Genomic DNA, 25,604 nt, shown 5'->3' on the forward strand with positions numbered 1-25,604 from the left:
ATTCAAATTGTTAAAGAGCGTCACGCTTGTCGCGTTGAGGAGGCGCATATTACGCTTCTCACTTCGAAAGTCAAGCGGTTGTTTTCGCTTTTCTTTCGGCGCCGGCTTCACAAGAAAGCTGGCTCATCAGTTCGGCGTGTTCCGCCGTGCTGGTAGGGGCGCATTATAGGGAGCCGAGCCGCGATGACAAGGGCTTTTTCAGCAAAAAAGTTCGTTCGCTCAGATATCAAGCAATCACCTCTTTTTTTGTTCGAAATGGCATCAATCCAGACTATTGCCGGATTTAAATTGAACATTTGAAAAGCCAATTTATAATTGCCATCTCAAATGTTTAATTGGAATGTCCTCATGCATCAAATCCTCGATAGCCATAAGGAAGAGCAAATCGTCCCGCTGTTCCGCCTGGGGTTCCGACCCTTCTTCTTGTTCGGGGCTCTGTTTGCTGCCGTCGCCATGCTGCTCTGGCTGGGGCAGCTCAACAGTTGGCTTACCTTGCCCGGGATTGCCAACCCGATCTGGTGGCATGGTCATGAGATGCTGTTTGGTTTCGGGGCTGCCATCGTCGCGGGTTTCTTGCTCACCGCGGTGCAGAACTGGACGGCCCATCCCGGTGTTCGGAGCTGGCCATTGGCGCTGGTGGTGGGGTTGTGGATGTTGCCAAGGACATTGTTACCCTGGCTGGGTGAGGAGAATAAGCTCCTGATGGTGGCAGACCTGCTCTGGTTGCCACTTTGCGCCTGGTTCCTTGCCAAGCCGATCTTGATAACCCGGCAATGGCGCAACCTCTTCTTCGTGCCCCTGTTGCTGATACTGACCCTGCTCAATGGCGCCAGCTGGTTATGGCATAAAGAGTGGACCATCGTTGAGCATCTGCTGATCACGACTGTGCTGTTGTTTACCACCCTGATCGCCGTGATGGGTGGAAGGGTGATTCCGTTCTTCACAGCCCGAGCAACCGGTCAGGAGAAAGCTGCACCTCTGCTCTGGCTGAAACGGACTGCGCTCGCGACACTGTGGCTTATCTTGCTCTGCTGGCTGCTGCTCCCCACCCAATGGGTCACCAGCATATATATAGTGCCTCTCTATATAGTGGCGGCGAGTTTGCATCTGTGGCGACAACTGCGTTGGCATCTGCCATCGACCCTTGCGCATCCCCTGCTGTGGTCACTCCATCTCGCTTATCTGTTTATCCCTCTTGGCCTACTCGCTCTTGCGGCACATAGCGCTGGCCTGCCCATCACGCTGTCGATGGCCAGCCACCTGCTCAGCGCAGGCTGCATGGGCATCATGATCCTGGGCATGATTGCGCGAGTCTCCCTCGGCCATAGCGGTCGAGCCTTGCAGGTAGGACGCAGGGTCACTGGCGCATTCGCCCTGGTTATCGCTGCCGCTACAATGCGGGTGGCGATTCCGCTGTTCTGGCCTGCTTATACCCTGCATGGCTGGAACCTCAGCGCGCTTGCCTGGATCGCAGCCTATGGTCTGTTTGTCTGGGTCTATACCCCGATACTGATCCGCCCCAGAGCAGATGGTCGTCCGGGTTGATGACTGCGGAACCTGTTCAGGGTGTTGCCATCGGATAGTGGATCAGGTTGTGGAAGATCGCAGGGGCTATGCCCAGATTGCGATAACCGTGGGGACGGTCAGCAGCAAAACGCACCGCCTCCCCTTGCTCAAATGAGCGCCACTCCCCTTCCACCTGCACCTCCATCATGCCGCTGATGACGATGACATGCTCGGTCACTCCCGGCTCATGGGGCTCGGATTCACGCTGGTAACCCGGCAGCAGGGTTAGCTCAAGCAACTCGAAACCAAACCGGTTTTCATAAGGGAAGAGCGGCGCCACTTGCATGCCCTCTCCCGCAGGCTGCTGGCGAATAGCATCGGCGGTGCGATAGAGCACCTCTGCCTGCGTGGCGGGTGTGGGCTCGATGAAACTGGAAAATGAGAGTCGAAACCCGGTGGCTATCTTCCACAGCGTCGCCACTGTCGGGCTGGACTCTCCCCGCTCAATCTGCCCCAGCATCGCCTTGCTGACGCCCGTTTCGCGCGCGGCGGCATCCAGGCTCCAGCCGCGCTCGCTGCGCAGCCCCTTCAGTCGAGCAGCCAGATGCTGACTCATCTCTTGCATAACTGCCTCTTTGTTACTCTTGCACGATGCGCCTTGTGCGCTATAGCGCACAGCGATATAGTCAAAGCTGTATTGTACGTAATAACGCACAGCGCGTCACAACGCCAAGAGGAAGAGTCATGCCCTTCGCCATCCCCCATCTGGTCGCAGGCTTTATCGCCGTGATGGTCGGCTACACCAGCTCCGTCATCCTGATCATCCAGGCCGCCACGGCAGCAGGTGCAGATACAGCTCAAGTCGCCTCTTGGCTCTGGACGCTGGGGATCGGCATGGGGGTGAGCTGCATCGGCCTATCTCTCTATTACCGCATACCCATACTAACCGCCTGGTCCACCCCGGGCGCGGCACTGCTGATCACCACGCTGGGCAACTTCACTCTGGCGGAAGCCATCGGCGCCTTTGTGATCTCCTCCCTGCTGATCACGCTGTGTGGCATCAGCGGCTGGTTCGACCGTTTGATGAAACATATCCCGGCTCCGCTGGCCGCCGCCATGCTGGCTGGCGTACTGCTCAGATTCGGGCTGGATCTGTTCAAGGTCGCCCCGCAAGATCCCTTGCTGCTTGGTACCTTGCTGCTGACTTTCCTGTTGGGGCGTCATCTCTGGCCCCGCTATACCATGGTATTGGTACTGGGAGTGGGGATGCTGACCTGCAGCGTGCGGGGGGATTTGCAACTGGGCACCCTTCACTGGCAACTCGCCAGCCCGGTCTGGACATGGCCAGTCTTCTCCCTTGATGCCCTGTTTGGCATCGCGCTGCCGCTGTTCATTGTCACCATGACATCGCAAAACATGGCGGGAATTGCCATCTTGCGGGCCCACGGCTATCAGCCTTCCACCTCCTCGCTGATCAGCTGGACTGGCCTGACTGGCCTGCTGCTCGCTCCTTTTGGCGGCTATGCCTTCAATCTGGCCGCCATCACTGCCGCCATCTGCATGGGCAAAGAGGTCGACCCGGATACCAAGCGCCGCTGGCCAGCTGCGGTATGGGCGGGTTGCTTTTATCTTGTGACCGGCTGCTTCGGTGCGACCGTCGCGGCCCTGTTTAGCGCCTTTCCGGCAGCCCTTGTCACCTGCGTCGCTGGTTTGGCCCTGTTAGGCACCATCGGCAGCAGCCTGCACTCGGCCTTGCAAGAGGATGAAGCGCGAGAAGCTGCGCTGCTCACCTTTATCATTACCGCGTCCGGGATCAGCCTGCTCGGCATCGCGGCAGCCTGCTGGGGTCTGCTGATTGGTCTGGCTATCTATCAGTTCCAATTATATCGACAAAGGAATCAATTGAACCTCAAACCGTGAACCTCTGCACACTATCCAGATAAAATGATTCACAAGTGAAACTAATTTCCTTCTAGTGGCGTCAGGGCACCAATCTTCCCGGACATGGTGCCCTGTCAGGTTCCATGCAACGGAGAATAAAAATGAAAAATCAGGCTGTCTTGTTACTACTGGCCATACTGGGTGCTACAAGCGTCCAGGCTGCCGATACGGATCGAGAGCTGGCTCGCCAGCTCGCACTTCAGCAGAAAAACCTGCTGCCCCTGCTGAGCAATCATCAATACCAGAGCCCGCTTCCCAACCTGCTGCAGAAGGCCAGCCCGCGCCTTAAACGGCAGGCGAGCGATGCCAACCAGGCAGCCATCAGCCGGCAAGGACTGGATGGCGAGGTCAAGCAACTGATGCAGTTGCGGCTGGCTAACACCGATCAGGCCGCCGCACTGCAACAGGGGGTCGAACCGCTGGTCGCCTATGTTCCAAGTGGAGATGAGAAGAGCTGGAGCGCCATTGAAGCGTTCGACAGCGCTGGCAATCCCGTCTATCTGGATGTGGACAAGGCACCGGCCCGGCCGGTTCTGGTAGTCGAAGCCGATCCCGTCAAAGCCAAAAACGCAGGCTTGAAGGTGATGCGCAAGGCGCTGGCCGATGCGGACCTGCAAAGCGCCCCGCGAGTAACGGCCAGCACGGCGCCACTCAAGACCAGTATCCTGAAAAAGATCAGACTGAAGGATGATCAGGAGCCCTGGCTGCTCGGCGCAGCCGAAGTGTATGCAGTGGTCGCAGGGGTTAATCCCAGCCGGGATGAACCAGTGGTCGATATTGTCGACATGCCCTACCTCGACTATGACAACACAGACTACACCCCCAACCAGATCCTGGTTTACTGGGATCGCTATCGCTGGGGTGCCGTCGATGTGGTGATGATGGAGCAGGATGACAACGTCAACTACAAGGAGCTGAGCGCTCTGCTGATTGAAGCCCTCAAACTCGGCTTTACTGCGGGTGGCGTGCCAGAAGCCCTGCCCTTCCTCGATCTCGGTGGCCGCATCGTCAAAGCGCTGCCCGACTCCTGGATGACCAATAACGACGACTATCTGGATACCTTCTACACACTGGAGCAGGATCAGGTCTATCGCCAGTATCCGGGGGCTGCCGGTAATGCGGTTATCGATCTTGAGCCAAAAGAGATCGCCCCGACCAGACCTTGATAATCGGCCATAACGAAAAAGCCAATGAGCAACTCATTGGCTTTTTGCTTTTATCGCGGTGACCACCGGTCAACCCTTGGGACGAACCCCCAGAGTATGGCAGATGGCATAAGTCAGCTCGGAGCGGTTCAGGGTATAGAAGTGGAAATCCTTCACCCCTTCCTGACTCAGCACGCGCACCTGATCGATGGCGATGCTAGCCCCCACCAGATTGCGAGTCATCTGATCGTTATCCAACCCCTCGAAACGCTGATGCATCCAGCGCGGGATCTTCACGTTGGTAAAACCGGCAAACTTGGCTAGGGTCTGGTAGTTGGAGACCGGCAGGATCCCCGGCACGATTTCAGCATCAATACCGATGGCGGCGCAGCGATCCCGAAAGCGCAAATACGTTTCCACATCGAAGAAGAACTGGGTGATAGCACGGTTGGCACCGGCATCGATCTTGCGCTTGAGGTTGAGCAGGTCGGATTGCGCACTCTTGGCCTCCGGGTGCCCTTCCGGATAGGCAGCAACCGAGATATCGAAGTCAGCCTCCGACTTGAGCAGGGCAACCAGGTCGGTGGCATACATATCCGGCTTCTCCAACCCCTGCGGCAAATCACCGCGCAGAGCCACGATATGGCGAATGCCGCTGTTCCAGTAGTCGCGGGCGATGGTGCGCAGCTCGTCGCGACTGGCATCGATACAGGTCAGGTGCGGCGCCGCAATCAGGCCTGTCCGTTCCTTGATGTCCTTGATCACCTTGTGGGTGCGATCACGGGTGCCAGAGTTGGCGCCATAGGTGACGGAGACGAACTTGGGTTCCAGCACTTTCAGCCGTTCGATGGACTGCCAGAGGGTATTCTCCATCCCTTCACTGTTGGGTGGAAAAAACTCGAAACTGACCGATATATCGCCATTCAAATCTGCCAAGCTCTGGTTGAGCGCCTCAACCTGACGTGCACTGTGAAATCCCATCTGCTCTTCTCCCTGTCCTGCAATCCATCTGCCTACGTCAAAACGGATGTTTGGACGTCTAAACGTCTTTATATTTATGAGCAAAACGACACAAAGTCAACAGGGATTTACCTCACATCCGATCTGACGAACTTCATATTTACAAAATTAACGGTACGTAACCGAAAAGTGCCCATCCCAAAATCGCCCCAGTCGAGTTATGATGGGGGCAGATCGTCCTGGACGTTCTGAATCTGCGTGTGATTGTTTGGCCGGAGGCTTCTCCGGCCCCTTTTCATCTATTTCCCACTCCTGCCGATAAGAGAATGAGTCTTTGCAGGAGCGCCATCATGGATACCCACCCCGGCTTTGCCACCGACTTGCTGTTTGATCGCTACCAAGGCGAGGTAACCCAGCATGAGCAGTTCTGGGCGGTTCGCACACCGGATGCTCCCGACTACTACTTCGGCAACTACCTGCTGCTCACCACCCCGCCCAGCGACCATGATAAAGGCTGGCTGGAAGCCGCCTTTGATCAACTGATTGGTCACGACCACAGAGTCCGCCATCGCACCTTCCAGTGGCCACTGGCAGCAGGGCAAAACAGCCGGATCGCCGGTTTTGTCGCAACTGGATACCATTATATGGAGTGCGTGGTGCTGGCGCTGGATAAGCAGAGCTGCCCACCTCCTCACGGTGACATGGACAAGGTTGAGGCACGCACCTTCACAAATGCTGATTGGCCTGAGTGGCTCGACTTCGAACTCAATGAGCGGGATGAGGGGCACTCGGAACAGAGCTATCTCCCCTATCTTCGATCCCGTCAGGCGCTCTATCAGGCCATGATTGCCGATGGTCTCGGGAACTGGTGGGGGATCTGGCAAGAGGGGCAACTGGTCGCCAGCTGTGGCCTCTTCTTTTGCGGCACACTTGGGCGCTTCCAGTTGGTACGCACGCACCATGCGTGGCGCAACCAGGGGTTATGCCGTCAGCTGCTGAGTCAAGTGGCTCGCGCAGGATTGTCCCGCGCCAAACAGCTAATCATAGTGGCCGACGAGCACTACCATGCCCAGCGCATTTACCGCTCTCTGGGGTTTGCCCCGGTAGCCCGCATCGGCAGCCTCTGCCGCTGGCCCCACGAAGCACAATAAAGCGATACATGCTGGCCACGAGCCATAAAAAAAACGGGAGGCTGATGCCTCCCGCTCTTATTGATACCGATGACCTATTGCTGTGGCTGCTGTGGCGCCTCCAGCTCGTTGGAGAGCGCCTGCTCCACCTCATCCAACGGCGCCGGTAATGGGGCTGCGGCCGCTGATGCGGGTTCTGCGGGAGTCACAGCAGGTGACACCACGGCCGATGTTTCACTGGTCGCGGGAGCTGCGGACACCTCAGTCGTCGGCGCTGAAACAGGAGCAGGGGCAGGAGCAGGAGCAACCGCATCACACTGACAATCCGCGCTCTTGGACTTGTTGCCCTGATGATGGGCATACCAGCTCTTCAAGCCACTTTCCAGTCGATCCGCGGCAGCCTTGGGCTCCATCTTGCCAAGCAGCACTGCCTGACTCACCTCGGCCAGTTCATCCCCCAACTTGGGCGTACCACGGGAGAGGATCTGGGTCGCCACCCGAATGGTCGAGTCACACTGATCGCGCCACTCCATCATCTCTTTGGCCGCCGGATTGGTGACATCGAAGAAGTGGTTGGAGAGTGAGAAGAATCCCGGCAGCGAGTTGGTATAGAGCTCGGCAAATTGCGGCGTCGTCAGCCACTGCAGGAAAGCCATTGCACCCTCTTTGTTCTTGCTGGCCGGATTCATCCCCATACCGATATCGGTGTGGTCGGTAAAGAAACAGCCATCACCCTGTTTGGCCACCGGCGGACGCATGACGCCAAAATCGACCTTGCCGGTGAAGGGGGCAATCTCCCAGGAGCCCGCCACATAGAAGGCAGCCTTGCCCGAAGTGAACAACTCGTTACTGGTCGCATAATCGCGGCTCTCGCCACCTTCACCGAGGTAGGAACGCCAGCGGGCCAGCTCGTCGAACACCTTCACATATTGCGGGTTGTCCAACCGCTCCTGCCCGCCAATCAGAGCCAGACGACCGTCCTCTCCCTTCCAGTAGTTGGGGCCAATGTTCTGGAACCCCAGTTCGGAGGCAACCCAGCTCTCGGAACCACTCATGGCAAGCGGCACATAGCGACCGTCGGCCTTGATCTTGTCCAGCACGGCGAAGAACTGATCGCGGGTTTGCGGCAAGGTGAGTCCCAACTCACTGAAGATCTTCTTGTTATAGAAGAAGCCATGGATCACCGAGGCCATGGGGACGCAGAAGGTCTGGGCTCCGGAGTCAGTCTGCCACGGTGACTGGGCAAAACTCGGGAAGTTCTCCATCCCTGCCATTTCGGTCAGCTCGGCCAGATGGCCCGCCTTGAACAGGGCGAGCGAGTCATCAAACGGACGACAGGTAATAAGATCCCCCGCCTTGCCCCCTTTCAGGCTCTCCCACAGAGTGGGCATGTAGTTGACGTTCTGCACCGGATGAAAACTCACCTTGATGCCGGGATGCGCTGCTTCAAACGCCGGGATAATCTTCTGCTCCCACAGCGCCTTGTCATCGGTTCGCCAGCTTTCAATCACCAGCTCGCTGGCCATCAGCTGGCCACACAACAGGAGACTCAGGGCTCCAATCCACTTTTTAGACATAAGCCCTCCTAGACCTTAAAATGTGCGATCAATTGCTGCTGTTTGGCGACCAGGTCGGCCAGCACTTCGCTACTGCTGGCGGATTCGCGCGCCTCCCGCTCGGTCTCGTATGCCACATCGGCAATACCGGCAATATGACGAGCGATCCCCTGACTAACGGAGATCTGCTCCTGCGCGGCATGGGCCACCTGATCCGCCATCGACTTGATGGCCCCCATCCGATCGGCAATGGATTGCAACGCCACATCCATCTCGCGGGTCTGCTCGACACAGCTTTGGGTCTGCTCCTGGCTACGCCCCATCACTTCAACCACATGCTTGCTGGAGCTTTGCAGGTTCTCAATCATCCCCTGGATCTCTTCGGTCGAAGTCTGGGTGCGATTGGCCAGTGCCCGCACCTCATCGGCCACCACCGCAAAACCGCGACCGGCATCGCCAGCACGAGCAGCTTCGATGGCGGCGTTCAACGCCAGCAGGTTGGTCTGCTCGGCAATGCTGCGGATCACATCAAGAATGCTGCCGATATTGTTGCTGAACTCGCCCAGCTTGTAGGTAATGCCAACGGCCTCTTCCATGGCTCCAGCCAGCTGCTCGGTGATCCGGCGAGTGGTGGCCACTTTCTGGCGACCATTGCGCGCCTCTTCATCGGCCAGATCCACTTCCCGCTTGGTGCCATCGGTAGAGCGGGCCACCTCGGTGGCGCTCACTTCCAGCTCGGTAATAGCGGCTGCCACCTGATCGGTCTGGCTCTTCTGCTCCTGTACCCGGGACATGGCCCGTTCGCTGATCTCGGCGGCGCGGCTCGCCTCATCCACCAGATGACGGGAGCCCGCATTGATTTGAGAGAGCAGCTCGCCGGTCTTGCCCGCCAGCGTATCGATGGAGCGAGAGAGGCTGCCAAATTCGCAACTGCTGCGGTAGTTGATGCGGCGGGTCATGTCACCGGCCGCCATGTAATCGAGCTCCTTGTTGATCATCTGCAACGGGCGCTGAATGCTGCGCGCCGTGGTATAGCCGATCACCAGTGCGGCAGCGGCCGACATCGCGGCAACCACCAGGATCCAGAAGCTGGCACTGCTGACCGCCGCATCGGCATTGATCCGGCTATCACTGGCGATGGCACCGGCGGACTTGCCCATCTCATCAAGCAAATTGAGGCTGTTGACCAGACTGGCATCCAGCTGCTGATTTTGCGTGGCCAGCGACAGCTCCAGTTGCTGAGCCTGTCGCATGGTCGCCAGCAAGCCCTGAGCGCCGAGCGCCAGCTCCTGCATCCGATCCAGATTGGAGACAAAGCGCGCTTTCACATCATCGGGCACCAGCACCCGCTCCAACCGCTTGCGGGCCATCTCGATATCCTTGCTGAGTACCTTTTCCAGCTCGTTCAGGTCGGTTTTGGCATCGGCACGGCGGATATTCTTCAGATCGCGGGCGATACCCGAGGTAATGAGCTCCGCCTTGTTGCGCATGGAGCGCTTGCTGGCGGTCTGTTGCAGCAGCAGATCCGCCGCCCACTGGTAGGTATCCTCAAGCCGGATAAATTCCATCTCCAGCTTGTGGCGCTGCTCCAGCGCGCTGACCCACTGCCGATGCTGGGCCAACACCTGATCCGCCAAGCCATAAAATTGGGTGGTAGCACTCTCGACCTGTTGGAAGCGGGCACGAGCATCCGCTACGTCGGTAAATTTACCCATCTCCTGACTCAGCTGGGCGAAGCGGTTCTGCTGCTCCTTGAACTGATTGGCCAACTGCGGCAACTGAGCGGCATCTTCACTGGTGCGGTAGACCAGCACCCAGCGGTTACTATCCTGCAATGCCCCCTTGAGACCTGCGACAGCCACTACCAGCGGGGTTGCCCGGTCAGATACGGCAGAGAGGCCGTCATTTATACCCTTGATTTTAAAGGTACTGATCACACCAAGCAGGATCAGCAACAGCAACATCAACACGAATCCGGCGATGATCCGCTGCACGATAGATAAGCCCATGGAGACATCCTCACTCATTGGGGGAAGGTAAAGTGAACATAGTCACTATCGGCAGGGGTGGCGAATAACTGAAATCAAGCGGCAGGTATTTAATTGACTTGTATCGGGTTGGATCACAGTACAGACAAAAACAGCCATACGAAAAAAGCCCGGCACAAGCCGGGCTGAAAGAGACGTACTTTGCTATCTTCCGCGATCCGTTCAGAACCGCAGTCAGAATCATTAGAAGCGGTAGCCAACACCCACCATAAAGGCCATCGGGTCGACCTTGGTATTAATGGTGCCAATCGCAGTATGCACATCGGTATCGATATCCATGATCCAGGCTGAACCGTTGACAAACCAGCGATCAGTGATCGCCATATCGATACCAACTTGTCCGGCAACACCCCAAGAGTCATCGACTTTGACATCGGTTCCTGACAGTGCACCACGACCCTCTTCATCAAAGAAGGTGGTGTAGTTCACGCCAATACCGACATACGGGCGAACCTTGCTTTGAGCATCGCCAAAATAGTACTGACCCATCAGAGTCGGCGGCAAATGCTTGATCTTGGCAACTTCAGCGCCACCCAGTTTGACTGAATGAGAGAAGGGGGTTGCAGCCAGCAATTCGACACCCCAGTTATCAGTAATCATGTAAGAGAGAGTCAATCCCAATTGCATGTTGTCATTAATTTCCAGCTCTACAGGCGTGCTGCTTTCCTGCGGCGATACAAATGCCAAACCACCACGAACCAGAATATCACCAGCCTGATGGGCCATGGCGAAAGGAGAGGTCACTGCAGCGGCAATCATCAGAGGAAGTAATTTTTTCATCACGTAATCCCTTTTTTTGTTTTCATTTGATGCTGTAAGCCCGCTGACTATATGCCCTTGTAAATGCAAAGTTATTGACTTGGAGCAAAGGTTGCACAGAAATAAATCGATTGGTGTGACATCTTTGCGCACCCTCCCAATCTCGTTGAGCCCCCAGACAACAAGCCGAAATACCTGTTTCGACAGGTTGTAACTACCCGCACCCAGCGCCAAAAGGAGCAAATAAACTACACCTTATTGCGCGGCTGTGCGCCTATTAGTTGTTGTTAATATGGGCAAATCAGCGTATTTTTTGCGCCATGCAAGTTACTGGGAAGTAATGGTTTATTTATGAAAAATGAGTCGAAATGGCAAAAGGTGGGAGCCTTTCTCGCGGCCGTGTGGGGAATCGGATCCTTTCTCTTTATCCTGCTCGGTTTTATTGTCGCCCTGGCCTATCTGGTATTGGTACGACAGGGTTAATCCGGGTTGACAGAGTGCAGCAGGGTGATATTCCCCCCTTCGGCAAGCTGTTCCGGAGTCTGGCCCATTCCCTCCGCAGAGAGGGTACCAGCGTAGCCAAACCACCGATTTCGCCCGCCGACTTTGGCCTGATACAGCGCCATGTCCGCCAGTTTGAAGCTGTGACTCCAGAATGAATCCGGACACTCCGGGTGCAACGGATAGCGGCAGAACCCCAGCGACACCGTCAACCAGAGTGGCGAATTCTCTCTGCCAAAGCGGTGCTGAGCGACACGCTGGCGCAGATATTCGACCCGCAGCGCCAACTCTTGCTCGTCATCCACCTGCAACAGCAACAAGAACTCCTCCCCGCCCAACCGGATGATCGGCTCGCGCTCTCCTGTCACCACCTTGCGCAGCAGATCCGCCAACTGTTTCAGCACCAGATCCCCGATGTCATGGCCAAGGCGATCATTGATCCGCTTGAAATGATCCAGATCCAGCAGCAATAACAGACAAGGTTTGGCCCGGTTGGCCTGCAACCAGCCATCGAGATAGCGACGATTGAAACAACGGGTCAAGGGGTCGGTGAATGCAGCCATCTCCATCTGGCTGGATTTTTCCAACAAATCATCGTGTTGCTGACTAACCTTGCAAGCCATCTCCTTGAACTTGCCGCTCAAGGTCGCCATCTCGGCACTGCTGTCGATATAGGGGATCAAGGTGGCATCTGGCCGATCGCCAAAGCGTTGCAGCGCCGACACCAGCTGCTGCAACGGGGTAAGCACAATGCTATTGAGCCGATACATGGCGATCATGACGCAGATAAAACTGATAAACAGCATGCCGATAAAGGTCCAGAGCGCCCCCTCCATGACGCCACTCAAGATCTTTCTCTCCTCCTCAATCACCAGAGTCAGCACCGGCTGGTTATCGCTGTTGAGCAGTCGCACCTCTCCCCTGAGCCGGGTGAGCCCAAGGTCGATCAGGCGATACGTTATTTGCGGTTTCAGTGGTTTGAAGGTAGCGGTGACATCCAGATTGGCGTGGGAAATCGCCAGAGGCAGCGCGGTACGCTCCGATACCTGCTCGAGATAGGCCTTGTCGAGCCAACGTACAACCAGCAAGAAACCGTTGAACGGTGCCGACTCGTCACTGTTTCTGATCGGCTGCCACGAGTACATCAGCGGCCCCCACTGGGAAGCACGGATCCCGTGCAGATTGATGCCCCCGTGCGCCACCGAGCGCTCCCTTAACTGCTTTTTCAGTTCATCAAGGAAGTAGGGAAACTGATCCGGATTGATCCCCGGCGCATCGGGTAGCAGGGTGCGCGTCCAGATTTCGTAGCCGGTGAGATCCATGAAGCTCATCAGGTTGAGACTAAAATCCCGCATCGGCATATCACTGAACAGGTTGGATTCGATGTACGCCCTGCTTTTGTTGTCCATAAAACGGTGACTGTCATCCCAGATGCCCCAATCCCGACTGAATGCATCCAGAGCTGCCACATCCGCCTGCACCGCCTTGGTCACGCGCAGCAGATGCTCCTTCATTCGCTGCTCTTCAATCCGGCTGGCGGCCGGGATCTGGGCCAACGCCAGCAGGACCAGCAATAGCAGGATCGCCCCCAGCCAGATGGGGAACATGGAGTAAGCCAACTGATGATCAATCGTGCGCGGAGCCTGAGCCATAACCCGATATATCCATTACCATGATGCTGAGATGCCAAGCCTGCCCACACTTGACGAGCTTCCCCCTATGCTCCCGATTTTTATAACAAAAAGGGGCCAAAGGCCCCTCGATTATAACGGCTTATCGCGCCAATAGTGGCCGCAAAAAACGAGCTGTATGAGACTCTTTATTGGTGCAAATCTCTTCCGGCGTCCCCGTCACCAGAATGCGGCCACCACCGGCGCCTCCCTCCGGTCCCAAATCGACGATCCAGTCGGCAGTTTTAACCACATCCAGATTGTGCTCGATGATGACGATGGTATTGCCGCGATCCCGCAGCTGGTGCAGCACCTTGAGCAGTTGCTGGATATCGTGGAAGTGCAGCCCTGTGGTCGGCTCATCCAGAATGTATAGAGTCTGACCGGTGTCCCGCTTGGAGAGCTCCCGCGCCAGCTTGACCCGCTGCGCCTCGCCGCCAGAGAGCGTGGTGGCCGACTGGCCGAGGCGGATATAGGAGAGGCCCACGTCCATCAGGGTCTGCAGCTTGCGCGCCACTGCCGGCACCGGATCGAAGAACTCGCGGGCATCTTCCACCGTCATCTCGAGGATCTCGTGGATGTTCTTGCCCTTGTACTTCACCTCCAGGGTCTCGCGGTTATAGCGCTTGCCCTTGCAGACATCGCACGGCACGTAGACGTCCGGCAGGAAGTGCATCTCCACCTTGATGACGCCATCCCCCTGACAGGCCTCGCAGCGGCCCCCTTTCACGTTGAAGGAGAATCGGCCCGGCTGGTAGCCGCGAGAGCGCGCCTCCTGGGTGCCGGAGAGCAGCTCGCGGATCGGAGTGAACAAACCGGTATAGGTGGCCGGGTTGGAGCGCGGGGTACGACCGATGGGGCTCTGGTCGATATCCACCACCTTGTCCAGATGCTCCAGCCCCTCGACGCTGCGATAGGGCGCCGGGGTGGACTCGGTGGCCTTGTTGAGCTCGCGATGGGCGATGCGGAACAGGGTGTCGTTGATCAGGGTCGACTTGCCGGAGCCGGAGACGCCGGTAACGCAGGTCATCACCCCGATCGGCAGATCCAGGTTGACGTTGCGCAGGTTGTTGCCGCTCGCCCCCTTGAGTTTCAGCCACTTGCCGGTGAGCGGGGTGCGCTCGGCCGGAATGGCGATCTGCTTGCGGCCGGAGAGGTAGTCACCGGTCAGCGACTCCGGATTGTCGATGATCTGCTGGGGGGTGCCCTGCGCAACAATTTCGCCGCCATGCACACCCGCCCCCGGGCCGATATCCAGCACATGGTCGGCGAGGCGGATGGCATCCTCGTCGTGCTCCACCACGATCACCGTGTTGCCGAGATCGCGCAGATGGGTGAGAGTCTTGAGCAACCGCTCGTTGTCACGCTGGTGCAGGCCGATGGAAGGCTCGTCGAGTACATACATGACGCCTACCAGACCGGCACCAATCTGGCTGGCCAGTCGAATGCGCTGTGCTTCGCCACCGGAGAGGGTCTCGGCGCTGCGCGACAGGCTCAGGTAGTTGAGACCCACATTCACCAGGAAGCCAAGCCGCTCGACGATCTCTTTCAATATCTTCTCGGCAATCTGGGCGCGCTGGCCGGTCAGGTTCAACCCTTCGAAGAAGGCGAGCGCATCGCCGATGGACTGCTCGGCAATGGCCGGCAGGTTGCGGTTGTCGACGAAGACGTGACGCGCCTCTTCCCGCAGTCGGCTGCCACCGCAGCTGGTACAGGATTTGTTGGCGATGTATTTGGAGAGCTCTTCACGCACCGAGTTGGACTCGGTTTCGCGGTAGCGCCGCTCCATGTTGTGCAGGATCCCCTCGAACGGGTGCTTGCGCACCACCACATCGCCGCGATCGTTCATGTAACGGAACTCGATCTCGGTACGACCCGAGCCGCGCAGGATCACCTCCTGGGTCTTGACCGGCAGATCCTCCCACGGCGTCTCCAGATCGAACTTGTAGTGTTCGGAGAGGGATTTCAGCATCTGGAAGTAGTAGAAGCTGCGCTTGTCCCAACCTCGGATGGCGCCGTTGGCCAGACTGATGGCCGGATCGCCGATCACCTTGGCCGGATCGAAATATTGCTGCACCCCGAGGCCGTCGCAGGTCGGGCAGGCACCGGCCGGATTGTTGAAGGAGAAGATGCGCGGCTCCAGCTCCGACATGGAGTAGCCACACTCCGGGCAGGCGAAGTTGGCGGAGAAGGTCATGGGGGCAACCCCCTCCTCCCCGTCCATTGGCACTACCAGCACTATGCCGCCGGAGAGGGTCAGCGCCGTCTCGAACGACTCGGCCAAACGCAAGGCAAGGTCCTCGCGCACCTTGAAGCGATCCACCACCACCTCGATGGTGTGCTTCTTGTGCAGTTCCAGCGTGGGAGGATCTGAAAGATCGCACACCTCACCGTCGATGCGGGCACGGATGTAGCCCTGGGCCGCCAGATTCTCCAGCAGCTTGGTGTGTTCCCCCTTGCGATCACGCACCACCGGGGCCAGCAGCATCAGCTTGCTCCCCTCCGGCTGAGCCAGCACCTGATCCACCATCTGGCTGATGGTCTGGGCGGCGAGCGGGATGGCGTGAGTCGGGCAGCGCGGCTCACCGACCCGGGCGAACAGCAGACGCAGGTAGTCGTAGATCTCGGTGATGGTGCCGACGGTCGAGCGCGGGTTGTGGGAGGTGGACTTCTGCTCGATGGAGATGGCGGGCGAAAGCCCCTCGATATGGTCGACGTCCGGCTTCTCCATCAGGGAGAGGAACTGGCGGGCATAAGCGGAGAGCGACTCCACATAGCGGCGCTGCCCCTCGGCATAGAGGGTATCGAACGCCAGAGAGGATTTGCCCGAGCCGGAGAGGCCGGTGACCACGATCAGCTTGTCGCGGGGCAGGGTCAGATTGATGTTCTTGAGGTTGTGGGTGCGAGCACCCCGGACCACGATCTTTTCCATCTTGTTGCACGCTCGATACAGAAACCTGAGCGAGTCAGTATGGCATAGAGACTACTGGATGAATAGACAGTCATGAGATGAAATGCGCATCATCCGGCGCACGCCATCTGCTCTTTTTTCTCCACCAGCAGCCGCTCGTTTTGCCATATCCGGGCGGTGACCTCGACCCGATAGGGGCAACGCAAACCCAGCCCTATTTTGCCAACCGCCATGACCACTCCAGCCTGCAGCGACAGATTACGGCTCTGGCGCTGAGTCGTGCTCCCGGCCGCCCCTTCGCCATGCACCAGCAACCTGACACTCACCGTCACGTCGCAATCGCTCAGAAGAGTCGGCGCAAGTGACAGCCCCTGCTCGCTCTGCACCATATTGAGGGACAAGCGGATCGACGGATCGGGTTCTATCTCGGTGTTTCTTGTGCTTGCTGGTGACGCGACGCGAGGAACCAGCATCAACCCACAGAGCAGCACCAATAAAAGAGGGGCCCGCAGGCCCCTGAATCCACAGATACTCATCAGTTGCTACCAGAACCCTGATAGACATAGGCACCGTTGTTGCTGCCATAGACAGTCACATTGGCAGTGTTGAGGCTGTCAGTTTGCGCAACATCTACCTCGTTATTGCCACCGCCCATGCCGCCATTGACGTAAACATTGGCCACGTGTTGTTCACCGGACTGGCTCACGGTGAGCATGTTCTCGCTACCCAGATAAGACTCAACCTTGGCATTGTTCAGCTCACCATCCTGGGTCACTTTGACCACAGACTCAGAGTGAGACGCATCGGCATAAGCCCAGTTGTCAGTACCTGTCTGAGCAACGACCAGCTCGTTGCCCGAGCCCCAGGTCCAGGCTCCTTTGCCTTCGCCATCACGGGCAGAGGCAACCTGGTTACCAGTGCCGTTCTGGTCAATATCGATGGTATTGCTACTGCCTGCTTGTTGCACTGCATTGGCATAGTTGTCGCTACCCAGCTGATCGATAGTGACAGACCCATCCACGCTGCTGGTCAGCTGATCAACCACCGCCTGGTTATTGCTACCATCCTGAGTGACCTGCGCAGTGTTGCCAACGCCTTGCTGGTTGGTGTCGGTCTGGTTGCCATTACCCAGTTGGGTCACGACCGCCGTTTCACCAGTGCCGCTCTGTTTGGCCTTGGCGATGTTGTCGTTACCATTCTGGGTGATAGTCAACAGATCCTCAGAACCTCTCTGCTCAGAGTCGATCTGGTTACGACTTCCGGTCTGGGTCAGTGAAGCGGTTTCATCGGAACCAGCCTGCTTGGCCAGCAGGTTGTTTCCTTGTCCGGCGGTAGCACCAGACTGCAGGGACGTTACACTACCAGCGGTGCCGCTTTGCTCCACAGTGGCAACGTTGGCCAGTCCCAACTGGGTGACATCGGCAGTGTTGTCACTGCCACTTTGCTTGACGACCGCCGAGGTGCCTTCGTTTGCGCTGTAACCGAAATTGTTTGTACGCTGTGCGACGAAGGCAGTGTTACTGCCACCCTCTTGAGCCACGCTGGCAACGGCACCATCCGATTCGTGTTGATCGACATCCGCAATATGCCCACCGTCTCCTGACTGGGTAATGGTCGCATTGGCATAATCAGACCAGTAGTTATTGATCTGCGCGCTGTTATCGTTCGATTGCTGCTCAATCGCAGAATTGGCACGGTCACCATCATCCTGTTTGATGCGGGCATCATTACTATCACCAAGCTGGCTCACCCGGGCCGTGGCCTCACCATTGTTGTACTGCTGGGTAATCGAGGCGCTGTTCAACTGCCCGTTGGTATCAATGGTCGCGGTCGATTTATTGGTCACCCCCTGCTGCAACACCTCCCCTTCGTTTTCGCCACCGGCTTGCTTGATATCGGCAGTGGAAGCACCGGTATTGCGCTGTTCGGTCGAGGCGAGGTTGCCATTACCCTGTTGATAGATCGCCGCTTTGTTAGCCGTGCTCTCCTCGACCTGCTGGATGTAAGCCTGGTTGCCGCTGGAGAATTGAGCCTGAGTCACCTCAGCCTGATTGCCAGTAGATGCCGCCCAAGCGGTGCTGGTCGCCAGAAGAACTGCCGAGGCAATAATGGTACGTTTAAACATGATTTCCCTCTCGTGCTAATGGTTGAGCCTAGGCTCAGTTGGTTTGAACGACATTTACTTGCTGATTGGCTCCCGTCTGAATAACGGTTGCCGCCAATCCGTTACCGTTTTGCTCGATGCTGGCCTGATTGCCATCACCCAGCTGGATCGCCCGGGCCTGATTGTCTGCCCCTTGCTGACTGATCCAGGCTTCATTGCCGCTGCCTTGTTGCAGCAGCCAAATCCGGTTATTGATGCCCGCCTGATAGAGCTCGGCGCTATTGCCCTCGCCCAGTTGCGCGCCATTGACCCAGTTCTCATCTCCAACCTGGGAGAGCGCCAACTCATTGGCCCAACCCTGTTGCAGCAGACGCGCCTGATTCAGCTCCCCTTGCTGGGTGAGATGCAGTTGCTGCTCGCTACCGAGTTGCCACAACAGCGCCTGATTCCCATCGTTCTGCACACCGGAATCCAGCTCGCTTGCCATCGCCAGCTCGTCGAAGCCGGCAGGCTCTGCAGCGAGTTGCGGGGCGCCCGATATCAGCAGGAAAAAGAGAGCACTCAACAGGTGTTTCATCGCGCCATCGCCTTGTTGGAAAACGCCCACAGTATCCCTGTCAGACCAGAGGCGGCCTATCAGGCACTCCGCTGATTCGAGGATGAAAAGCGCCGCCCTGTCGCTGAGCAGAAAGTCTTAATTCGTATTCGATGGAGGCCAAAAAAAATGCCCTCCACCAGGGAGGGCATTGCACGAGCGGGAAAACTCAAAGTAGCGGGGCATTGTCTTGCAGGTACTCCTGCAGGATCGGATTGTCGATATCCCGCTGGTCGGCCAGTTGCCACAGATTGTCCCGCACACCATTGGCTATCAGCCGGATCACCCCGGACTCGATAGCCGACATGACACACATCTGTACCGGTTCATTGGTGCTGAAACCGGCCTCGGCCTCCAGCAGGCGCTTGTACTCGACGAAGCGGAATACCCCGGCCTGCACCTGTTGCGACAATACTGTCTTGGAGGTGGTGACACTGTTCAGGATCCGGCCTGAACGGATATCGACGGCACGCAGATTGACCGTCACCTGATCGACCCGATACTCCCCGCTGGCGCCGATGCCAAAATACTTGGCTCCCGCCCCACCGGTTCGTACATTGCTGTCATAGGCGACGATCCCCCCCTCGATCAGGATGTTGGCGGCGACCAGAGAGGGCAGTTGATTGGCATTGTTGCCGGGAACGTTGGGCTTGTTCTGGGCCGCCCGCACAATCTTGCGTTCGGTCAGCAGGTTCTGCAGCCCTTCCCGCTCCAGCGGCACAAACCATTGGGAATCCCACAAGGCCGTGCTCAGCATGGCGACCCCACCCTGGGTGACCGCCGTGGAGAAGTTGGACGCCGGAGCTGGCAGGTACTGACCGGTCTGATCGCGAAAATCGTAGACGGCCGCGACAATTTTCCCTTTTGGCTTGGGCAGACTGATTAGCTCCTTGTAAGAGACGGATCGCGGCATCAGGGTTGCCTTCTCATCAGCAACGGGTGAGCCGATATGGGTCGCACAGCCAGCCAGCGCAAGCAGGGGCACTATCAATAACAGTTGTCGTTTCATCGCGCCCTCAGTCGGCAATCAGGCCATTCACTTCGATCATGGTGGTCTGGTTGGTCACCCGGTCGGTGATCGAAACCACCAGGGTGCCATCTTCATCCACCACATTGATGGCAAAATCATCGGTCACCAGACTGCCGCTCTGGCTGCCATCCTTGCCGATATCGGCCAGCAGCTGGCTGATCAGGCGGGATTGCAGGTTGGAGGTCAGGCGATCCAGCGCCGAGGTGCCGCTGCTACCGCTGCCACTGGCGGGATCCTTGTAATCATTCTGCGCATTGGCGGTGCCAAGCAGATGACTGCTGTTGAGAGGGTTACCCCCAAAGCTGGGGTTGACGGGGCGATAGACAAGCTCCGACGCATGGAGCGCTGGCGCTATCAGGGCTGCAACTAGCCATAACCGGGCACGCATGAGAAATATCCTTATAGTTCATCATGTTCCAAATCGAAGGTATCCATGAACAGGGTCGCGATCTTCTGCTGTTCGAGGGTCTGCCTGACCTGTGACCAAGCCAGTTTGGCGCTCTGCTCCTGCTGATTGCGGCCGGGAGAGAGCGCGGTTTTAAAAATCACCTTCCGGTTATGAGTGATCCAGATCAGGCTGCCCCAGCGAGCTGTCGGGCGCTCATGAATCGTCAGATTTTCTCTGGCATCCGGGTCTTCATCGCTGCGCAACCGGGTAAATTCGTTATAAAAGCCCTGACCGAAACGGGTAAAGGTGCGATCCAGTACCAGACCATCCACATCCAGCCGATCACTCTCCTGCTCCGGCTGCACCGACTCCAGCGGTGTATCAGCCTCGGCTGCCACAACGGTCGTGCAGCCCCAAAGCAGCGCGAGGCAACACGCCACAGAGAGCGCTTTCATCAGTGGGAGTCCGGAGCATCGAGATACTCTTTGGCCCAGCTCACCGCCTGGATCCGGTTCTTCACATTCAGCTTTTTAAAGACGTTATAGAGGTGGGATTTGACGGTATGCTCGCTGACAAACAGGCTGTCGGCGATCTCGACATTGGAGGCGCCCGTCATCAGATAACGGATGATCTCCTGCTCTCTGGCGGTCAGCAGAGTGTCGTTACGCAGCAGATAACTGTTGCCCTGGCGATAGTATTCGACCAGCTCGCACAGCAGGTGGCGCGGCATCCAGTACTCGCCCAGCAGGATTTTCTGCAACCCGGCAACCAGCCGGTCGAGCGGATCCTGACGGAAAAACAGACCGCAGATCTGCGGCCACATCAGCAACAGGTCGCGATCCGTCGCAGTAGGAGCATTGAGCAGCACGGTGGTCGCCATGCCAAAGCGTTCGGAGATCGCCCGGTTCCAGCCCAATGACTGGCCAGAGCGGATATAGTCGAGATCGATGAGAAACAGCGTGCCGTCACACTGGTTATCTAGCTGATTAATCTCGTGGATTAGCTGGACGGGACGGCTCAAATGAGAGATGAGGTATGCAGCAAATGTGCTGGCCTGCACATTATTTTCAGTGACCAGTGCGATCGGGCATGCGGCTTTCATTGTGTGCTCTTCCTTGAACCTGTAAACCACCTAATCTGGCCGACTGAGTCTACCAAGGAGGTATGGGAGCACAATATTAAAAAAGTATGAGAATGGATCTCATAAATATCGTAACCATATGTTTTTAGTCGATTTAAAAACCGATTCCAATTCACCAATCGGCCAGCATAACAGGAATATATGGCAGAAATGTGATGCCGGACGCGCCGGAAACAGCTGCAACCCGACCATCACTACGGCAGGAGCCAACAGTTACCTTTGGCGCATCAAGCCGGTTAAGGATGCTGCCAATCCGCTTCGCAACTGTTACTATGACCGTCACATGCGTCTGCGGGACATTGCGCCCCGCACACAGCAACTAATTAGGTATCTAGTCGTGTTGGACCAGGTTTCGACCTGGCCGGTAAATAAGGTGGAAGAGAGATTATGGCCAGTCGAGGCATCAATAAAGTCATTCTGATCGGTAACCTCGGGAAAGACCCGGAAGTACGCTACATGCCGAGTGGCAATGCTGTGGCCAACATTACTCTGGCTACCTCCGAAACCTGGCGCGACAAGCAGACCGGTGAGCAGAAAGAGCGTACCGAGTGGCATAACGTGTCTTTGATTGGCAAGCTGGCAGAGATTGCTGGTGAGTACCTGAAGAAGGGCTCCCAAGTCTATGTGGAAGGCAAACTGCAGACCCGTAAATGGCAGGATCAAAGTGGTCAAGATCGTTATACCACTGAAGTGCTGGTCGACAGCTTCACTGGCGTGATGCAGATGCTGGGTGGCCGTTCGCAAGGCGGTCAGGGCATGGGCCAGAACATGGGTGGCCAATCCCAGGGTAACTGGGGTCAGCCGCAGCAGAGCATGCCTGCCCAGCAGCCGATGAATCAGCAACGCCCGGCACCGGCTCCGCAGCAGAACATGCAGCCGCAAGGCGGTTATGGCCGTCCTGCCCAGCAGCCGCAATCTGCGCCGCCGGTATATAACGAGCCGCCGATGGATTTCGACGACGATATCCCGTTCTAAGAACAGAATATTGAAAAGGCCCTGATAACTCAGGGTCTTTTTTATGCACTCAGGCTGAACCTCTCAGCCCGAAAGGGATATAACGCTTTTTGGTTGCCTCCCCTACAGTGATGGATATTCTCCACAGGAGCGCTTTGTGAAAAGTGCAATGAAACTGCTCACCTCTTTATTGCTAATGCTGACCAGCTTGCTCTCCGGCCAGTTGCTGGCAACGCCACTCAAGGTCGGGGTCAGCTTTGCCATCCCCCCTTATGTCATCGAAAGTAATCAGCGTGGCATTGAGCTGGATCTGCTGAAAGAGGCGTTCGCTGGCAGCGGCTATGAGCCCAGCTTTGAATTTCTGCCGCTGGAGCGTACCTTCCGCCTGTTCGAGTCAGGAAAGCTGGATGCCATCATCAACGTCAGACCCGGTATGGTTGATCCTCACGTTCTGACCCAGCCCGTTATCACCTTCCATAACCGGATTTTCACCCTGCGCAGCACCCACATCAGCACTCTGGACGATCTGCATTCAAAACGGGTCACCGCCTTTCAACGGGCAAGGATCATTCTGGGGGGCGCGTTCGCCACCATGGCCAACCAGAATCCCCACTATGAGGAGGTAGCCAAGCAGCAGGTGCAGGTACATCAGCTAATGCGCGGCAGGGTGGATGCAGTCGTACTGGAGGAGCGGGTGTTCTACTACTACCTCGACCAGCTGATCGCCACCGCCCAGGCAGGCGAGCACTACGAGCGCAATCAGGTCAGGCAAGCAGACCTCTTCCCGCCCACCGTCTATCACTTTGCCTTCCGAACGGCCGATGCCCGCAATCTGTTTGATAAGCGCCTTGAGGCGATGCGTCAGGATGGTCGTTATCACCAGATTTTCGCGGCTTACGGCGCCACCCCGTGAGCCACAAACATAAAAGCCAGCCGGTAAGGGCTGGCTTTGTACTGGCTCCGAAGGAACAGCAGTAGGGGAGCGTTACTTCATTGCGCTGCCGTTTTTCAGTTCTGCTTTCTGACGTTTGGCTTCGCGTTTCTCTTTCAGTGACATCTGCGGTTTTTTCTTGGCATCTTTACCGTTGTGATGTTCTTTGTTACTCATCATCAAACTCCAAAAATGTTACCCAGACAGTTGGTTCCTCATGGGAGCCAGCATGCCATCCGAATCATCAACTTCAGTACGCTTGGTGGGATGGTGCAAGACCATCACCAGACCCAGCATACCCTCGCGCGGCATCCGGATCCAGCCTCATTCTCGTCCAAAAAATGTCGCGCACAGCCCCTTGGCGGGGAGGCCAAACAACCTCGACAGGAAAGACCAAAAAAGAGTAATTCGCATTATTAAATGTTGTCACGCTTATATTAATCCATCGTAGGCTAGATATTTTCACGGATAAATATAAATCCCTCTCATTATTTATTGCCGTTCAAGAGGCCACCATTTTAATAAGCATTCGCAATATCACCGGAAACATCAGGTTACAACACCGAATAGGTTATTTCCGGTCAGCCGGATATAATGCGCGCCGCACCGAAATATCCGTTTTTATTCAGGAAGCTGTGACATGAACAGAAAAACCAGAGCCGCCATGGTGTCGGTCTGCTCCAATATCAGTCTGATCATCATGAAAATGGTGGCCGGTTTCGCTAGCGGCTCGGTCAGTATCATCTCGGAGGCGATCCACTCCGCCATGGATCTGGTGGCGGCCCTGATCGCCCTGTTCGCGGTGAAAAAGTCCGATCTCCCGCCCGATGAACGGCACCCCTATGGTCACGACAAGATTGAAAATGTCTCCGGCGTCATCGAAGCACTGCTTATCTTGCTGGCCGCGGGCTGGATCATCTTCGAAGCCGTCGACAAGCTGATCACCCCCAGCCCGATTGAAAGCATTGGCTGGGGCGTACTGGTGATGGTGATCTCGGCGCTGGTCAACAGCGGCGTCTCTGCCTACCTCTACAAGGTGGCCCGGGAAGAAGAGTCAGTTGCATTGGCGGCCGATGCGCTCCATCTCAAGGCGGACGTGCTCACCTCCGCCGGGGTCGCAGTTGGTCTTGGCGGGATTTGGCTGGCCGGTCTGTTCGGCCATTCACTCGCCATCCTCGACCCGCTGGTCGCCATTGCGGTCGCCATCTTTATTGTCAGAGAGGCGATCAGCATGCTCAACGAGGCCTTCCAGCCGCTGATTGACCAGAGCATGAGCCCGGAAGAGCTGGCGATGACCAGCCGCATCATCACCGAATGCTGCCCTGCCGCCAGCGGTTTCCACGATCTGCGCAGCCGTCGTGCCGGACGCCGCCGCCATATCGACTTCCACCTCACCCTGCCCCCTGAGATGAGCATCGGCGAAGCCCACGATATCTGTGATCGCATCGAACACGCCATCATGGCGCAACTGCCCCACGCCATCGTGCTTATCCACGTCGAGCCGGAGGAGCAAGAGCTGCCCTCACCGCTCACCATAAATTGAAATGTGGCAAACAGGCGGGAAAGTGGCAGCGAAATAACGGAAAGTTGGCACAAACCCGCATTTTTACTGCCGGAAAGCCGATTGCATAAGAAGTGATCGGCACAACTGTGTTAGGGTGTCTAACCACCCTGCCGCAGGAGCGCGCCGTGAAAAAGCTGGAAATGAAAGATCTGACCGAGGCCGAAAAAGCCGAGATAGCCTTGTTATTGCAAAAGGCACAAGCCAATGCAGACCACCAGCTGACCAACGGAGAGCGGAACAAGATCCGCGAAGAGGGTCGCCTGAAAATTGTGGCGGACCGCGCCGAAGCGGCCAAGGCAGCCTCCAAGCTGGCTCGCGAGAAAGCCAAAGAGCGCGCCAAGAACCAGGTACTGCCGGAAACCTTCAGCTGGATTGATTCGGTCAGCAACAAGTTTCGCAGCAAGCGCTGATCCCTTCGCAAAACGCCCGCTGGCACTTGTGCCTGCGGGCGTTTGCATGTCTGGACGATGCTCGATGAGCCAGATTTGGCGCCGCCATTGATTTGCAGCCCAGAAGCTAATCGCAGCAGCAAAGAAGTGATTTACATTGTTAGTTAGAGAGAACGCCAACTGACAATCCCCATCTATCGCCAGCTTTTCATTTTTTCTCATATTTTTTGCCAGAACTGGCTACATAGTCAGGACAAAAAAGCCGAATCCGGCTTGCCACAGGGTGATATGAGTCTGCACTGATTGTATGGAGATGGTATTCACCTGACAGTTGCCCACAAAAGGGAGTGGTCATACGGCTTCAAACCGGATAACAAAACG

The 25,604-nt window shown here is 56.9% G+C and carries 23 protein-coding genes; 8 read left to right on the plus strand and 15 right to left on the minus strand.

What is annotated here, in order from left to right; genetic code table 11:
* Window positions 1-348 precede the first annotated feature (348 nt).
* Window positions 349-1,545 carry an NnrS family protein gene (locus NOM06_RS19620; protein ID WP_255912857.1) on the plus strand — a complete coding sequence of 399 codons (1,197 nt, stop codon included), beginning with the start codon at window positions 349-351 and terminating at the stop codon, window positions 1,543-1,545.
* 16 nt (window positions 1,546-1,561) lie between these two features.
* Here NOM06_RS19620 and NOM06_RS19625 read toward each other — a convergent pair whose 3' ends face one another.
* A complete protein-coding gene (locus tag NOM06_RS19625; RefSeq protein ID WP_255912858.1) occupies window positions 1,562-2,131 on the minus strand; it encodes a helix-turn-helix domain-containing protein in 570 nt (189 codons plus the stop codon).
* A 119-nt stretch (window positions 2,132-2,250) separates the two neighbouring features.
* On the opposite strand from NOM06_RS19625, the gene NOM06_RS19630 reads away from it, so the two are divergent.
* Complete coding sequence (locus NOM06_RS19630; protein ID WP_255912859.1) at window positions 2,251-3,426, plus strand: benzoate/H(+) symporter BenE family transporter; 1,176 nt, start codon at window positions 2,251-2,253, stop codon at window positions 3,424-3,426.
* Window positions 3,427-3,548: 122 nt separating this feature from the next.
* Window positions 3,549-4,613 (plus strand): DUF3103 family protein, encoded by a 1,065-nt coding sequence (locus NOM06_RS19635; protein WP_255912861.1) that lies wholly within the window; start codon window positions 3,549-3,551, stop codon window positions 4,611-4,613.
* 69 nt (window positions 4,614-4,682) lie between these two features.
* Here the strand turns inward: NOM06_RS19635 and metF are convergent, their stop codons facing one another.
* Window positions 4,683-5,573: a methylenetetrahydrofolate reductase gene (metF, locus tag NOM06_RS19640; protein WP_005340191.1), complete on the minus strand. Its 891-nt coding sequence runs from the start codon at window positions 5,571-5,573 to the stop codon at window positions 4,683-4,685.
* 329 nt (window positions 5,574-5,902) lie between these two features.
* Here metF and NOM06_RS19645 point away from each other — a divergent pair, with 329 nt between their 5' ends.
* Window positions 5,903-6,703 carry a GNAT family N-acetyltransferase gene (locus NOM06_RS19645; RefSeq protein WP_255912863.1) on the plus strand — a complete coding sequence of 267 codons (801 nt, stop codon included), beginning with the start codon at window positions 5,903-5,905 and terminating at the stop codon, window positions 6,701-6,703.
* Between the two features lie 74 nt (window positions 6,704-6,777).
* On the opposite strand, the gene NOM06_RS19650 is transcribed toward NOM06_RS19645, so the two are convergent.
* From NOM06_RS19650 to NOM06_RS19705, 12 genes are all read right to left on the minus strand, one after another.
* The gene (locus NOM06_RS19650) at window positions 6,778-8,259 is read right to left on the minus strand and encodes an ABC transporter substrate-binding protein (RefSeq protein WP_255912864.1); all 1,482 of its coding nucleotides are present in this window, start codon (window positions 8,257-8,259) and stop codon (window positions 6,778-6,780) included.
* An 8-nt stretch (window positions 8,260-8,267) separates the two neighbouring features.
* A complete protein-coding gene (locus NOM06_RS19655; protein WP_255912865.1) occupies window positions 8,268-10,247 on the minus strand; it encodes a methyl-accepting chemotaxis protein in 1,980 nt (659 codons plus the stop codon).
* A 222-nt stretch (window positions 10,248-10,469) separates the two neighbouring features.
* Window positions 10,470-11,066: an OmpW family outer membrane protein gene (locus NOM06_RS19660; protein ID WP_005340187.1), complete on the minus strand. Its 597-nt coding sequence runs from the start codon at window positions 11,064-11,066 to the stop codon at window positions 10,470-10,472.
* Between the two features lie 458 nt (window positions 11,067-11,524).
* Window positions 11,525-13,198, minus strand: a complete 1,674-nt coding sequence (locus tag NOM06_RS19665) for a diguanylate cyclase (protein ID WP_255912866.1) — start codon at window positions 13,196-13,198, stop codon at window positions 11,525-11,527.
* Between the two features lie 121 nt (window positions 13,199-13,319).
* Complete coding sequence (gene uvrA, locus NOM06_RS19670) at window positions 13,320-16,148, minus strand: excinuclease ABC subunit UvrA (RefSeq protein ID WP_064341415.1); 2,829 nt, start codon at window positions 16,146-16,148, stop codon at window positions 13,320-13,322.
* An 89-nt stretch (window positions 16,149-16,237) separates the two neighbouring features.
* A complete protein-coding gene (csgH, locus tag NOM06_RS19675) occupies window positions 16,238-16,528 on the minus strand; it encodes a curli-like amyloid fiber formation chaperone CsgH (RefSeq protein WP_255912867.1) in 291 nt (96 codons plus the stop codon).
* 134 nt (window positions 16,529-16,662) lie between these two features.
* A complete protein-coding gene (locus NOM06_RS19680; protein WP_255912868.1) occupies window positions 16,663-18,252 on the minus strand; it encodes a curlin in 1,590 nt (529 codons plus the stop codon).
* A 34-nt stretch (window positions 18,253-18,286) separates the two neighbouring features.
* On the minus strand, window positions 18,287-18,808 hold the full coding sequence (locus NOM06_RS19685) for a curlin (RefSeq protein ID WP_255912869.1): 522 nt from the start codon (window positions 18,806-18,808) through the stop codon (window positions 18,287-18,289).
* A 187-nt stretch (window positions 18,809-18,995) separates the two neighbouring features.
* A complete protein-coding gene (locus NOM06_RS19690) occupies window positions 18,996-19,835 on the minus strand; it encodes a CsgG/HfaB family protein (RefSeq protein ID WP_005355003.1) in 840 nt (279 codons plus the stop codon).
* 7 nt (window positions 19,836-19,842) lie between these two features.
* Window positions 19,843-20,244 carry a curli assembly protein CsgF gene (locus tag NOM06_RS19695; RefSeq protein WP_042063493.1) on the minus strand — a complete coding sequence of 134 codons (402 nt, stop codon included), beginning with the start codon at window positions 20,242-20,244 and terminating at the stop codon, window positions 19,843-19,845.
* A gap of 11 nt (window positions 20,245-20,255) precedes the next feature.
* Complete coding sequence (locus NOM06_RS19700; protein ID WP_005355005.1) at window positions 20,256-20,699, minus strand: curli production assembly/transport protein CsgE; 444 nt, start codon at window positions 20,697-20,699, stop codon at window positions 20,256-20,258.
* Window positions 20,699-21,346, minus strand: a complete 648-nt coding sequence (locus tag NOM06_RS19705) for a LuxR C-terminal-related transcriptional regulator (protein WP_042080923.1) — start codon at window positions 21,344-21,346, stop codon at window positions 20,699-20,701. The genes NOM06_RS19700 and NOM06_RS19705 overlap by 1 nt, the downstream gene beginning before the upstream one ends.
* 426 nt (window positions 21,347-21,772) lie before the next feature.
* Between NOM06_RS19705 and NOM06_RS19710 the strand changes: the two genes are divergently transcribed.
* A complete protein-coding gene (locus tag NOM06_RS19710; RefSeq protein WP_021231635.1) occupies window positions 21,773-22,360 on the plus strand; it encodes a single-stranded DNA-binding protein in 588 nt (195 codons plus the stop codon).
* 148 nt (window positions 22,361-22,508) lie between these two features.
* A complete protein-coding gene (locus NOM06_RS19715; RefSeq protein WP_255912871.1) occupies window positions 22,509-23,252 on the plus strand; it encodes an ABC transporter substrate-binding protein in 744 nt (247 codons plus the stop codon).
* 72 nt (window positions 23,253-23,324) lie between these two features.
* On the opposite strand, the gene NOM06_RS19720 is transcribed toward NOM06_RS19715, so the two are convergent.
* Window positions 23,325-23,450: a hypothetical protein gene (locus NOM06_RS19720; RefSeq protein WP_019445191.1), complete on the minus strand. Its 126-nt coding sequence runs from the start codon at window positions 23,448-23,450 to the stop codon at window positions 23,325-23,327.
* Between the two features lie 460 nt (window positions 23,451-23,910).
* On the opposite strand from NOM06_RS19720, the gene NOM06_RS19725 reads away from it, so the two are divergent.
* Both NOM06_RS19725 and yjbD read left to right on the plus strand, forming a co-directional pair.
* Window positions 23,911-24,813, plus strand: a complete 903-nt coding sequence (locus NOM06_RS19725) for a cation diffusion facilitator family transporter (RefSeq protein WP_255912870.1) — start codon at window positions 23,911-23,913, stop codon at window positions 24,811-24,813.
* Between the two features lie 146 nt (window positions 24,814-24,959).
* Window positions 24,960-25,244 (plus strand): DUF3811 domain-containing protein, encoded by a 285-nt coding sequence (gene yjbD, locus NOM06_RS19730; RefSeq protein WP_005340165.1) that lies wholly within the window; start codon window positions 24,960-24,962, stop codon window positions 25,242-25,244.
* Window positions 25,245-25,604 lie beyond the last annotated feature (360 nt).

The sequence above is a fragment of the Aeromonas sp. JL9 genome (assembly GCF_024436075.1).
GTDB lineage: Bacteria > Pseudomonadota > Gammaproteobacteria > Enterobacterales > Aeromonadaceae > Aeromonas > Aeromonas veronii.